General features: G+C 59.6%; 10 protein-coding genes. 7 read left to right on the forward strand and 3 right to left on the reverse strand.

What is annotated here, in order from left to right:
• Positions 1-141: 141 nt before the first annotated feature.
• Positions 142-1,590, reverse strand: a complete 1,449-nt coding sequence (gene rlmD, locus DW925_RS04360; protein ID WP_117790450.1) for a 23S rRNA (uracil(1939)-C(5))-methyltransferase RlmD — start codon at positions 1,588-1,590, stop codon at positions 142-144.
• Between the two features lie 341 nt (positions 1,591-1,931).
• On the opposite strand from rlmD, the gene DW925_RS04365 reads away from it, so the two are divergent.
• From DW925_RS04365 to DW925_RS04380, 4 genes are all read left to right on the forward strand, one after another.
• Entirely contained in the window at positions 1,932-2,792 is an 861-nt protein-coding gene (locus DW925_RS04365; protein WP_117790451.1) for a transporter substrate-binding domain-containing protein, read from the forward strand.
• Positions 2,793-2,942: 150 nt separating this feature from the next.
• On the forward strand, positions 2,943-3,596 hold the full coding sequence (locus DW925_RS04370; protein WP_117806870.1) for an amino acid ABC transporter permease: 654 nt from the start codon (positions 2,943-2,945) through the stop codon (positions 3,594-3,596).
• Between the two features lie 188 nt (positions 3,597-3,784).
• Positions 3,785-4,534: an amino acid ABC transporter ATP-binding protein gene (locus tag DW925_RS04375; protein ID WP_199577037.1), complete on the forward strand. Its 750-nt coding sequence runs from the start codon at positions 3,785-3,787 to the stop codon at positions 4,532-4,534.
• 310 nt (positions 4,535-4,844) lie between these two features.
• The gene (locus DW925_RS04380) at positions 4,845-6,920 is read left to right on the forward strand and encodes a translation factor GTPase family protein (RefSeq protein ID WP_117790453.1); all 2,076 of its coding nucleotides are present in this window, start codon (positions 4,845-4,847) and stop codon (positions 6,918-6,920) included.
• 114 nt (positions 6,921-7,034) lie between these two features.
• On the opposite strand, the gene DW925_RS04385 is transcribed toward DW925_RS04380, so the two are convergent.
• Complete coding sequence (locus DW925_RS04385) at positions 7,035-8,015, reverse strand: DNA/RNA non-specific endonuclease (RefSeq protein WP_117790454.1); 981 nt, start codon at positions 8,013-8,015, stop codon at positions 7,035-7,037.
• A gap of 129 nt (positions 8,016-8,144) precedes the next feature.
• Positions 8,145-9,155: a LacI family DNA-binding transcriptional regulator gene (locus tag DW925_RS04390; protein ID WP_233540227.1), complete on the reverse strand. Its 1,011-nt coding sequence runs from the start codon at positions 9,153-9,155 to the stop codon at positions 8,145-8,147.
• Between the two features lie 415 nt (positions 9,156-9,570).
• Between DW925_RS04390 and DW925_RS04395 the strand changes: the two genes are divergently transcribed.
• From DW925_RS04395 to fsa, 3 genes are all read left to right on the forward strand, one after another.
• Positions 9,571-11,043, forward strand: coding sequence for a PTS fructose transporter subunit IIC (locus tag DW925_RS04395; protein WP_117790456.1), 1,473 nt, complete (start codon positions 9,571-9,573; stop codon positions 11,041-11,043).
• Positions 11,044-11,187: 144 nt separating this feature from the next.
• Positions 11,188-12,456: a class II D-tagatose-bisphosphate aldolase non-catalytic subunit gene (locus DW925_RS04400; RefSeq protein ID WP_055251764.1), complete on the forward strand. Its 1,269-nt coding sequence runs from the start codon at positions 11,188-11,190 to the stop codon at positions 12,454-12,456.
• A 125-nt stretch (positions 12,457-12,581) separates the two neighbouring features.
• Positions 12,582-13,265, forward strand: a complete 684-nt coding sequence (gene fsa / locus DW925_RS04405; RefSeq protein WP_117790457.1) for a fructose-6-phosphate aldolase — start codon at positions 12,582-12,584, stop codon at positions 13,263-13,265.
• The last annotated feature ends 29 nt before the right edge of the window (positions 13,266-13,294 follow it).

The raw sequence follows: 13,294 nt of genomic DNA on the forward strand, positions 1-13,294 counted from the left end.
GCGGCCCCTCGGGGCTTGCCCGTATCGTAGGCAATGCGCCGAATGCTCGCCATCGAAATTTATCGATGGCCTATTTCAGACTGTAATGGGCGGTCCAGACGGGCCGCCCCCCTTCTTGTCTCGAAAATCTACCGGGGTGGATTAGCGGCGCTCGAGGACCGCGACGGTCTCGGTGTGGTCGGTATGAGGGAACATGTCGACCGGCGTGATCTTGAGCAGGCGATAGCCTCCGTCGAGGAGCTGGTGCAGGTCACGCTCTTGGGTCACGGGGTTGCAGCTGATATAGGTGATGCGGCGCGGCTTGAGTGCGCAGGCGGCTTCGAGGAACTCGGGGGTGGAGCCGGCGCGCGGCGGGTCGATGGAAAGGACGTCGACGCGTTCGTTGTTGTCGGCGGCATCGAGGATGTAATCGGTGGCGTCGTCGGCCATAAACCAAGCGCTGCGGGTGAGGCCGTTGAGCTCGGCATTGCGACGTGCGTCGGCAATGCCCGCCGGGTTGCGCTCCACGCCGAGCAGCATAATGCCGACACCTCTGTCCTGGGCATCCTTCGCGGCGCACAGACCGATGGTGCCGCTGCCGCAGTAAGCGTCCATAAGAATGTTGCCCTGCTGCAGGTCCATGCCGTCAATCGCGAGCTGATAGAGCAGCTCGGTCTGCTGCGGATTGGTCTGATAGAACGCGGTAGGGGAGATATCGAATTCGCAACCGAGCAGCTGGTCGCGCATGCACTCGGCGCCATAGACGATACGAGTCTCCTCACCCAAGATGGCGTTACCGGGACGGCCATTGATATTTTGGGCAACGGTGACGATATGCGGATCGAGTGCCGCGACGGCCTCAAAGAACTCCTGTGCATGCGGTAAGTCACGCTGGGCGGTCACGAGCGTAACCATGACCTGGTCGGTACGCCAACCGCAGCGGACGACGGCATAGCGAAGCAAACCAAGATGCTTGTCCTCATTAAAGGCGGGAATATGCAGCCGCTCAGCTTCGCGCGCGATGCCATTGAGAATCTGACGGGCACCTGGCGCCTCGACAGGACACTCGGGTACGGCAACGATCTTGTGCGTGCCACGCTCAAAGAAACCGCAACGGACAGCGCCCTCCTTACCGGGAGCAAAGGGAGTGGCAGCCTTATGACGAAAGCCACGCGGCGCAGGATATTTACCCGGGTCGCCCAGGGTAACACCCATACCGCGAATGGGATCAACGGCAATACCCTCGCGCTCGCAGAGCTCAGCAAACAGCTCTTCCATAGCAGCCTGCTTGGCCGCCAGCTGCTTCTTATAAGGACGATTGAGCGCCGTGCATCCACCACAAGCCCGCATGATGGAACAAGGCGACTTGGGATCCACGGCCTTTCGCGCAGGCGAAACCGAATCTTTATGTGGGCGCTTGGTGCGAGCCTGAGATGCCTTGTCCTCGCTCCGATGAGAACTGGGGCGCTTGGCCTTAGCCTTTCCCTTGGCTGACTTACCCTTCGCGTCCTGAGACGACTTGGATTTCTTAGAAGATTTTTTCTCCTGAGACCCCTCAGCCGCCTCGATCAAAGCACGACGAGCCTTACGCTCCGCACGAGATTCTGCCATGAATTAACTCCACTAATGTATATAAATTGAAAGCTGCATGCATTGTACCGTGCCAAGCCAGCGGGCGATATGCAAGCAGTCGTTTCATGTCAGCGACGAGTTCAACGACGTTTGCCCGCAGGGCGCCGGGGCAGGGGTTAAGTTTGTCGCGAGTTCCGCACGAACAGGAGGCCACTTAATGTGGCCTCCGTCGTGAGCAGGACTGTAGAGCAGCAAACTTAACCCCTGTCCCGGTGCCCGGCGGGCAACCTCTCCCTTGTACTCCATCTCACTAAAGTGTATGATGCTGAACGTTACATGATTCACTTTACCTAACTAAAGTGCCATCAAGGGGGAATACCATGAATACCGATATGTCTCGTCGTCAGTTTGTTGGTCTAGCCGGCTCGTTTGCCACGGTGCTTGGCCTTGGTCTTGTCGGCTGCGGCGGTGGTGCCGGCAAGGGCTCCGCTGCTGGATCTACCGCGGCCAAGGATGTGAAGGGTGCTGCGGAGTCCAAAAAGCTCGTGGTGGGCTTTGACAAGTCCTATCCTCCGTACGGCTTTGTGGGCGATGACGGCGAATATACGGGCTTTGACCTTGATCTGGCCAAGGCCGTTGCCGATAAGCAGGGCTGGGAGGTCAAATACGAGGCCATCGATTGGGATGCCAAGGATACGCTGCTCAACTCGGGTGCCATCAACTGCATCTGGAACGGCTTTACCATGGAGGGTCGCGAGGACGACTACACGTTCTCCGAGCCGTACATGCTCAACGAGCAGGTGCTCGTGGTCAAGAAGGACGCGGGTATCAAGAGCTGGGACGATCTTGCCGGCAAGACCGTGATTACCCAGACCGATTCCGCCGCACAGGATGTGCTCGAGGGCGACCAGAAGGATCTGGCCGCGACGTTTGCCACGCTCGATACCATCGGTGAGTACAACACGGCCTTTATGCAGCTCGAGAGCGGCGCGGTCGATGCCGTGGCATGCGACCTTTCGATTGCCCAGTATCAGCTTGCCGCCAAGCCCGATGCTTATACGCAGCTTGATAAGCCGCTGTCTAGCGAGCACTATGCCGTCGGCTTTAAGAAGGGCGACACCAAGTCGGCCGATGCTGTAACCGAGTCGCTCAAGGCGCTCTATGAGGACGGCACGGTCAAGGACCTGTGCGATAAGTACGCAAGCTATGGTCTGTCCTTCGACAACTGGGTTCTCAAATAGCGGCTTTCCCAGGCACCCGATTTTGCCGTTCAAACCGTCGCTTGCGTACATTTAGTACGCGGCGCTCCTCTTTCACGGCAAACTCGGGCACCTGGAAAACCCGCTTTAGCATTGGGTTCGCTGTTCCGTTACTGTGAAAGAGAGCTTGGGTTGTCTATTCAGGTCATGATGCAGATGCTTGGCCAGGGCTTCTTGGTCAGTTTGCAGCTGTTTGTGCTGACGCTGCTCGGATCGATTCCGTTGGGAATCCCCGTGGCGTTTATGCGTATGAGTAAGATCGCGCCGCTTCGCTGGATTGCGCGCATCTACATTTCGGTCATGCGCGGTACGCCGCTCATGCTGCAGATGTTTGCCATCTACTTTGCCCCGTACTACGTGTTTGGCATTTCGCTCACGCCCGATTCCAAGTGGACGGCGTGCGTTGTGGCATTCATCATCAACTACGCCGGCTACTTTGCCGAGATCTATCGCTCGGGACTGCAGTCCATTCCGCGCGGTCAATACGAGGCTGCCGAGGTGCTGGGCTACTCGCGCATGCAGACGTTTCTGTATATCGTGATGCCGCAGGTCGCCAAGCGCATTTTGCCGGCGATGGGCAACGAGATTATCACGCTGGTCAAGGATACGTCGCTGGCATTTGCCATTGGCGTGGGTGAGATGTTCTCGACGGCCAAGGCGCTGGTCGCCTCGCAGGTGAGCATGGTGCCGTTTGCGATCGCGGCGCTGATCTACTGGGTCTTTAACTTTGTGGTCGAGATGCTGCTGGGCGCCGCCGAGAAAAAATTGGATTACTACCATGACTAGATCGTTCCGCCGTTCTAACGAACGGCGGACTGCTCGACGCTGCGCGCGTGCCTGACGGCCAATCTGCTCCTCAAGCCGTCGCTTGCGTACAGAAGTACGCGGCGCTCCTCTTTCGGAGCACATTGTCTCGCCAGTCACACGCTCGCTGACTTTTTAAACACATGGAGGTTCCCGTGTCCGGAACGGTAATGAATATATTGAACGCGCGCAAGGCGTTTGGCGGCAATGAGGTGCTCAAGGATATCTCGCTCGAGGTCAAGCGTGGCGAGGTCGTGGCGATTATCGGGCCTTCGGGTGGCGGCAAGTCCACGCTGCTGCGGTGTGCCACGCTGCTCGAGACACTCGACGGAGGCTCGCTCTCGTTTGGTGACCTTGCCGTTGCGACGGATGCGGGTTCGGGCGCGGTGTACGCAAAGGGCGATGTGCCTAAACAGGCGCGCTCGCGGTTTGGTCTGGTGTTTCAGAACTACAATCTGTTCCCGCACTATACCGTGATGAAAAATATCACCGATGCACCGATTCGCGTGCTTAAGTGCCCGCGCGAGCAGGCGGAAGCTCGCGCGCACGAGCTTATTGCGCAGATGGGGCTTACGGGCAACGAGAACAAGGTGCCCTGCGAGCTTTCGGGCGGTCAGCAACAGCGTGTGAGTATCGCCCGCGCCTTGGCGCTCGACCCGGAGATCTTGTTCTTTGACGAGCCGACCTCGGCGCTCGATCCCGAGCTAACGGCCGAGGTGCTGCGCGTCATTAAGGACCTCGCTGCGCAGAATATGACGATGGTGATCGTGACCCATGCGATGCAGTTTGCGCGCGATGTTGCCGACCGCGTGGTCTTTATGGACGGCGGTCGTATTGTCGAGGAGGGACCTGCCGAGCAGGTCATCGACCATCCGCGCGAGCAGCGCACGCATGAGTTCTTGAGCCGCATCGAGGGATAGGCTCAGGTATTTACTCAACTATTAATTGAGGCGAAGCCGCCGCAGGTCTTACGGTCTGTGGCGGCTTTTTGTTTGCGTCGACGGGGTTCAATAATCGACTCACAAGCTTGTCTCTTCCTCTCGCCGCCTGTATTCATACGTGCGCCGAAAGGTATGCATGGACAGCCGCCCGTGAGGGTAGGGTGGTGGCATAGGACATTTGGAGGGTGAGTCGGCTCGGCTGCCGACCATGCTGCTCCTGGGACGGCACCGACCGCGAACCCTCCCCGTTGGCGTCGCGCATTGCGCGCGGCCCTGCAAGGAGGTCATCATGGGTGCTCCCAAGACCGGTAACGTAAGGAACGTGGTGCTCGTAGGCCAAGGCGGGGTGGGCAAGACTTCACTCGCCGAGGCCATGCTCCACCTTTCCGGCAAGACCGCCCGCCTGGGCGGCCACGACGGCACCAAGCCCACGCTCGACTATGACCCTGAAGAGGTCAAGCGTGCATTTTCCATCTCGACGACCATTGCGCCGATCGACTGGAAGGGCGCGCGCATCAACGTGCTCGATGCCCCGTGCTATCCCGATTTTATCGGCGACGCCTATGCCGCGATGAGCGTCTGCGAGACGGCTCTGTTTGTTGTCGACGCCGAGGCCGGCCCGCAGCCTACGACGGTTAAGCTCTGGTATGCCGCCGAGGACCTGCGTCTGGCGCGTGCGGTGTTTGTAAACCGCCTGTCGCGCTCCGAGGCCAGCTTTGCGACCACGATGGACCTGCTGCAGGAGCGCTTTGGTACGCGCCTGGGCGCCGTGACCCTGGGCTGGGGCGAGGGCGAGGACTTTGACGGCATCATCGACCTGGTGCGCATGAAGGCGCGCCATTGCAACGGCGCCGAAGCCGTTGAGTCGGAGATCCCCGAGGAGTATCGTGCCCAGGCCGAGGAGGCCCATGACCATCTGTGCGAGCTGGTGGCCGAGGCTGACGACGAGCTGATGATGAAGTACCTGGAAGGCGAGGAGACGCTGACGCAGGAAGAGCTCGAGGGCCTGCTGTCGAAGGCGATCGCCGAGCGCATCTTTGTGCCGGTCTTTGCGGGCGATTGCATTAAGGAGCAGGGCGTCAACTCGCTGATGGACGACATCGCCACGTACTTCCCGGCGCCGACGGACTACGGCGAGATGCCGCTCATCGACGGCGATTCGCTCAAGATCTCGAGTGACGATGACCGCCCGGTGGCGTTTGTGTTTAAGACCCTGGCCGATCCGCAACAGGGTCGCATCAGCTTTATCAAGGTGCTGACGGGCACGCTTGAGCCGGGCCTTGAGCTGATCAATGCGCGCACGCGCAAGGGCGAGCGTCTGGCTCACCTGTATGTGATGTGCGGTCGTGATATGACCGAGGTCGGCCACGCCTATGCCGGCGATATCATCGTGGCACCCAAGCTGGCTGCCGAGACGGGCGACACGCTCTCGATTACCGGTAAGGTCGAGGCTGCGGCGTTTAAGTTCCCCAACTCGCAGTACCGTATTGCCATCGAGGCCGAGAATCGCGGCGACGAAGAGAAGCTCTACACGTTTATCGAGAAGGCTTGCAAGGCCGATCCAACCATGAGCATCGACCGCGACGAGGAGACCGGCCAGACCATTATCTCTGCGGTAGGCGAGGCACAGGTTTCGGTTCTGCTCAATCGCCTTGAGGACCGTACCAAGGTTGTGGCAAAGAGCGTGCCGATCCGTATTCCGTATCGCGAAACCATCCGCCGCACGGCAAGCGCTCAGGGTCGTCACAAGAAGCAGACCGGCGGTGCCGGTCAGTACGGCGACTGCTGGCTGCGCGTGGAGCCGCTCATTGGGCCCGACGGCACGAGCGACGGCTACGAGTTTGTGGACGAGGTCGTGGGCGGCCGCATCCCGCGCTCGCTCATCCCCGCCGTGGACAAGGGTGTCCAGGAGACCATGAAGGACGGCATCATCGCTGGCTACCCGCTCACGGGCATTCGCGTGGCTGTGTACGACGGCTCGTATCACAGCGTCGACTCCAACGAGATGGCGTTCCGCGCGGCGGCTCGCATCGGCCTGCGAAAGGCATGCGCCGATGCCGATCCGGTGGTACTGGAGCCCATCGAGGAAATTACGGTGACTATCCCCGAGAGCTATGCCGGCGCCGTGATGGGCGACATCTCGGCCTCGCGCGGTCGCGTGACGGGTATGGAGACCGACGAGCGCGGCGATACCGTGGTCATTGCCCAGGCCCCGCTGGCCGAGCTGACGGATTACTCGACGCGCCTGCGCTCTATCACGCGCGGCACGGGCGACTTTACCATGAAGCCCGCGGGCTATGAGCAGGTGCCCTATGACGTGCAGGCCAAGCTGGTCGAGCGCTATGAGGAGGGCCGCGCTAAGTAGCGTGTGGCTTTGTCTGCGCCACGCATGTCGATGTACGGGCCGCTCTGGGTAATCCGGAGCGGCCCTTTTTGATTCCCGGTGGGGTTGCAAATCGGTTCTCGTCGCGGCTCGGGGCTAATCCCCCGAGGCCTGGTTGCGGCCGGTGGCGTAGTCGATCTGCACATGCGGCTGCAAGTTGTAGCAGTACACGTGGAAGCACAGGGTCTTGCCGTGGTCCTCGATCGATTGTGCTTCCAGACGAATGCCACGACAGACGAGCTCCTCCTCGTTGTACATAGGCGTGACGCGATAGAGCACGTGGTTGCCCGTGTCGCGGACGTAGTCGAGGATCTGCTCTTCAAACGGCAGCATGCCCGTCTCGTTGAGATAGCGCGTGCCGGTGAGGAGATTTTTGCGGTTGGCGTTTTCGCCGCAGAGTGACCAGGCGATGAGGTGGCAGCGGTTGTAGAGGCTCTGGCCTGGAATAAAGTCGTAGCGCTGCTGGTGCCAACCGGCAGGATGGATACGCGAGATATCGCCGCGCTTGCCCTGACCGAGCGATTCGGGGCCCACGCAGGCGAGCGCCTTGCGAGTGCGGCCCAGGCTGTCGAGCTTGGAGAATTTCTTAAAGCAGCCCTCTTCGGTGGCACGATCGTATTCATCGAGTGTGAATGACGGCGTGCCGAGCGGGTGCGTGCTGTCGGCGCGAAGGGCAACGTAGGGGTTGCCGGCGTAGTCGGGAATGCTGCTGAGATATACGCCACGGGCGCGGTTGAGGTCGGGGTTTTCCACCTCGTCGATGGGGGCGGCGGCGCTGTCTGTGGAAGCGTCGTCGGTGTCGCTTGCGGCGGAATCGGGGCCATCGCCAGAGTCTTGGCTATTTTGAGAGTCCTCGGAGCTCGCTGTTCCCGATTCGAGCCGGGCAACCAGGTCCGCCTCGTCGTCGGTGCGGCTGGGACTCTCGTTTTGCTTCTCGGCCAGAGCCGCCGCCTGCTCATCACTTTGCGGCGACAGCAACTTGGGCGCCCCATCGAGCGATCCCGTAAACAGCGCAAACCCCAGCACCACGGCGGTGCCGATGGAAAGTGCTTGCTTGTAGGCGGACTTGCGCGACATTGAGGCTCCTGGATGGACGGTTGGGAATCTACCAGTCTAGCAGGAGCCGGCAGAGGCCGTTCTGTCGAACAAATACTTAAGATTTGGGACAAACGCTACTGGTTCATTTGCTTCATATTTGACGTATGGCTAGATCGAGGTGGAGTCGAGCCAGTTGAGCTTGCACTCGAGAATGCGCTGCTCGCCGGGTTGGCTGCTGCCATCAAGCAAGGCGAGCAGCATCTCGGCCGCCTCCCTGCCTTCCTGGTCGACGGGCTCGATGATCGTGGAGACGGTCGGCGTGGTGAGGTTGGTCCAGTCTTCGCAGTTGAGTCCCAAAAGACCTATTTGCTGCGGAAGTAGATGGGCCATGGGTTGGAGGGCCTTGTAGACACGGGGAAGCGCCCATTGGTTTTGTACGAAGATGGGCGTGCGCTTGGCGGGGTTGAACTTGTATTTAAAGTATTCGGTAAGCTCGTTGATTGACGGCTTGTTGTGATCGATGGGGATGGCTTTGTAGAGCTGCCCATTCGCGGCCAATGCCTCGGCATATCCCTGAAAACGTTCCATGCGAGTGCGCATTTCGGTCATGTTGGCGGCGATGGAAAAGAAGTCTTCGTAGCCGGCGTCGAGAAGCGCCTGCGTGGCATTGTACACGCCGTCGTAGAGGTTGGTTTTGATCCAGCTGGTGCCTGGGCTGTAGATGGCCGCGTCAAAAAAGACGACGGGCTTGCCGGCGCGCTTGATGCGGTCGTGGACTGCCTTGAAATTTGCCGTGGGCTGGATGATAAAACCATCGACGCCCAGTGAGAGCATTTTGTCGACATACATGAGCTCGGTCTCGGGGTTAAAGTTGCTCGTGCAAACGACCGTCTGGTAGCCCGCGGGGAGCATGACCTGCTCCATGCCGTTGAGGACGAGGCCCGCCCATTTGTTGGTGTTATCCAAGATGATGATGGCGATGACGTGGGTCTGCTTGCCGGTGAGCGTTTGCGCTTGGGCGTTGGGAACGTATCCGAGTTCCTTGATGACGCGCGCAATCTTTGCCTGCGTCTTCTCGCTAAGCTTTTCTCGTTTGTCGTTGAGGTAATACGAGACGCTTGCCGTCGAGGTTCCCGCCTCTCGAGCGACGTCTGCGATCGTAACGCGCTGTTTTGCCACAGCGACTCCTTCCGACAGATGAGCATTTTCCAACATGATGACTTTGAGTCTTGGTGAGGGATGCGCTTTGGTGAGCGACTTTTTCCTTTCATATGAGTATGCAACAAATGCGGTATATGGGTGGGGTCGAAATTTGTGACCGGCATGCGCATCTGCCGTCTACCGAGAAAATCAAATACTTCTTGACTTTTGAAATCGAGGGTAAAATCGCAGGATTCATTTTTGGTTAAACGCATAACTAAATAGCGTAACCAACGCTCTGACCTGCGCGTTTACCGAAATAAACTGGCATTAAGAAAAACGAGCACCTATATTGGTCTTGTCGAAAAGACAGCAAGTCCAAACGGCAGGGGATGCTCCGGAGGCCTCCGCAAACGGTGTCTTGCGCACGCAACTCTATGAAAAGAGGGAAGCAATGAAGATCGTAGGCGTTGCCGCCTGTACCGTGGGTATCGCCCACACGTATATGGCCCAGAAGGCGATTCAGGATGAATGCGCCGCTCGTGGCATCGAGTGCAAAGTCGAGGCTCAGGGTGGTCTGGGTATCGAGAATGAGCTCACGCAGGAAGACGTTGATTCCGCCGACCTGGTCCTGGAGTCCGTCGACGTGGGTGTCGAGAACGAGGACCGTTTTGAGCAGAAGATGGCCGAGGGCAAGTTCCTGAAGGTTGGTACCTCGGATGTAATCGCCGATCCGGCAAAGATCATCGACCAGGCTATTGAGATCATCAAGGCGACGGGCGGCTCCGTTGACGCGCCCAAGGCCGAGGCCAAGGCAGAGAAGAAGGCCGTCTCCGCTGCCCCGCAGGCCCCGACACCGGCGTCCAAGCAGTCCATCTTTGCCGATCCTGGCAAGACGCTGCTCAATGCATTCAATACCGGCGTTTCCTATTTTATCCCCATTGTCGTTATCGGCGGCGTGTTCCTTGCCTTCTCGCTGGCATCCGGCACCGCCGGCGCCAATGGCATGGAGGTTACGAACCCGCTGATGGTGAGCCTTAACACCATCGGTATGGCCGGCATCTCTATGATGATTCCGGTGCTTGCGGCATACATCTCCTACTCGATGGCCGGCAAGCCCGCGCTCGCCCCTGGTTTTGTCCTGGGCTACCTGGTCAACAACGCGGTCGTTACCCCTAATGGCAACAGCGTTTCGACCGGTTTCTTGGGCGCCATGATCATGGCGGTCATCTGTGGCTACTTTGTCCGCTGGATGAAGACCTGGAAGGTCAACAACACCATCCAGACCATCATGCCCATCCTGATCATCCCGATTCTGACCTCGCTTGTCCTGGGTATGGCCTATATCTACATCCTGGCCACGCCGCTTGGCTTTGTGATGGACTGGCTCACCAGCGTGCTCGGCAGCCTGCAGGGCGGCTCCGCCGTCGTCCTGGGCCTGGTCATTGGTGTTATGACCGCCTTCGACATGGGTGGCCCCATCAACAAGACCGCCTCGACCTTTACCATGGCTATCATGGCATCCGGCATCTACGGCCCTAACGGTATGTTCCGCGTTGCCGTCGCCGTTCCCCCGATCGCCTGTGGCCTCGCTGCGCTCATCGCCAAGAACAAGTTCGATGACGCCGACCGTCAGATGGGCATCTCCGCACTGTTCATGGGCTGCATCGGTATTACCGAGGGCGCCATTCCCTTCGCGGTCAAGGATCTCGGCCACACCCTTCCCGGCATCTGCATCGGCTCTGCCGTGGGCGCTGCTCTCGCCGCCTTCCAGGGTATCGACTGCTACGTCCCGCACGGTGGCTTTATCGTCGCCCTTGCCACCAACAACGTCGCGCTGTTCTGCCTGGACATCGTGATTGGCTCCGTGGTCGCCGCTGCAATCCTGATTGCCATGAAGCCCACGCTCGATAAGCAGGCCAAGTAAACCTTTAAGGACTCCGGTTGTGCGGAGGGATGGATTTGACTCCGCACAACCGCCCCTACACAACAAAATCCATCCGTACTGATAGGGCCCGCATCTGGGTCCCAGGGAACTTTTGTCAAAAATCCTCTGGAGAAGGAGAACAAAATGTCCAACCTCACCATCCGCCAGGCCGTTCAGGGCATGCTCAAGCTGCAGGATAGCGGCGATCACGCAACCATGGTCGGCATTGGCCCCATGAGCCCCAACCTGATTCAGGCCGTGTTCGAGCTTGCCAAGGACGAGGATTTCCCGCCCATGTTTATTGCCAGCCGCAATCAGGTCGATATGGACGAGATGGGCGCCGGCTACGTCAACGGTTGGGACCAGACGCGCTTTGCCGCCGACATCAAGAAGGTTGCCGACGAGGTGGGTTACACCGGTCCGTACTACCTGTGCCGCGATCACGGCGGTCCGTGGCAGCGCGACGAGGAGCGTAACGCCCACCTGCCCGAGGACGAGGCCATGGAGCTCGCCCGCAAGTCCTTTGTCGCCGACATGGAGGCGGGCTTTGACCTGCTGATGGTCGACCCCACCAAGGACCCCTATCAGATCGGCAAGGTTATTCCGCTCGACGTGGTGCTTCGCCGCACGATCGATCTTATCGACTACCTTGAGCAATACCGTCGCGAGCATAACCTGCCCGAGGTTGCCTATGAGGTCGGTACCGAGGAGACCAATGGCGGCTTGACCTCTACCGATAAGTACGAGGAGTTCATTTCTCAGCTGCAGCCCGAGCTCGAGAAGCGCGGCTGCCCCATGCCCACCTTTATCGTCGGCCAGACCGGCACCCTTACCCGCTGGACGGAGCAGGTCGGTCACTACAACTTCAAGAACGCTCGCGAGCTTGCCGATATGGCCAAGCGCTACGGCGTGGGTCTGAAGGAGCACAACGCCGACTACCTGGATGACGCGACGCTGCTCGAGCATATCCCGGCACACGTGACCGCCTCCAACGTTGCTCCGCAGTATGGCACCGAGGAGACCCGCGCTTACCTCAAACTCTGCGCTACCGAGCAGATTCTGGTCGACAACGGCCTGTGCGACGATCCCTCCGACCTGTATCACACGCTGCTGGTCAAGGCTATCAAGACCGAGCGTTGGCGCAAGTGGATGACCGGCGACGACGTCAACCTGCAGGTTGACGACATCCTGGCCGACGACGAGCTCAGCCTGAAGATTCTGGATGTCTCCGGCCACTACGCCTTTAACGATCCCGAGGTCAAGGAGCAGGTCGAGAAACTCTATCGCAACCTCGCTGCCCAGGACATCGACGGCAAGCGCTTTGTGATCGAGCACATCAAGCGCCCGATCAAGCAGTACGTCGTCGGCCTTAACCTCAAGGGCGTCACGAGCCGCATCGAGAAGGCTCTCTAAGTAGCTTTTCCTACACGACGCCGGGTCCGGGGCATGTCCCAGCTGCGGGCCCGGCACATAGGACAAAGGGACATCCCCTTTGTCCTATTTTTTGAGTTTTGGATTCCTTAGAAGGAGTTTGCACCATGAAGTTCTTTATCGATACCGCCAACCTTGACGAGATCGCCGAGGCCAAGAGCTGGGGCTGCCTGGCCGGTGTTACCACCAATCCGTCCCTGTATGCCAAGACCGGCGGTAAGCTCGCCGACTTTGAGCCCCATATGCTCAAGATTGCCGAGCTCTGCGAGGGTCTGCCCGTGTCTGCCGAGTCTACCGCCACCACGGCCGAGGGCATGATCGAGGAGGGCAAGCGCCTTGCCGCTCTGGCTCCCAACATCGTGGTTAAGCTTCCCATGTGCGAGGCCGGCCTCGCCGCCTGCCGCGCGTTGGCCGATGCAGGCGTGCGCGTCAACATGACGCTTGTCTTCTCGCCGACGCAGGCCCTCATGGCCGCCAACGCCGGTGCCCGCTACATCAGCCCGTTTGTGGGACGCTTCGACGACATCGCCGAGGACGGTATCTCGCAGCTCGACAACGTTGTGACCTGCATCAAGAACTATGACTGGACTGGCAAGAACGTCGACGACACCGTCGAGATCATCACCGCATCTGTCCGCACGCCCAATCACGTGACCCAGGCGGCGCTGCTCGGTGCCGATATCGCGACCGTCCCCATGGTCGCTCTCAAGAAGTGCCTGCATCACCCGCTGACCGACCAGGGCCTCGCCTCTTTTGAGGCTGACTGGCAGAAGGTCGTCGCTCAGGCTTAACGAGTGGATTGCCCCGGCATCGCGTCATC

Source organism: Collinsella sp. AM43-1 (assembly GCF_003467925.1).
Classification (GTDB): domain Bacteria; phylum Actinomycetota; class Coriobacteriia; order Coriobacteriales; family Coriobacteriaceae; genus Collinsella.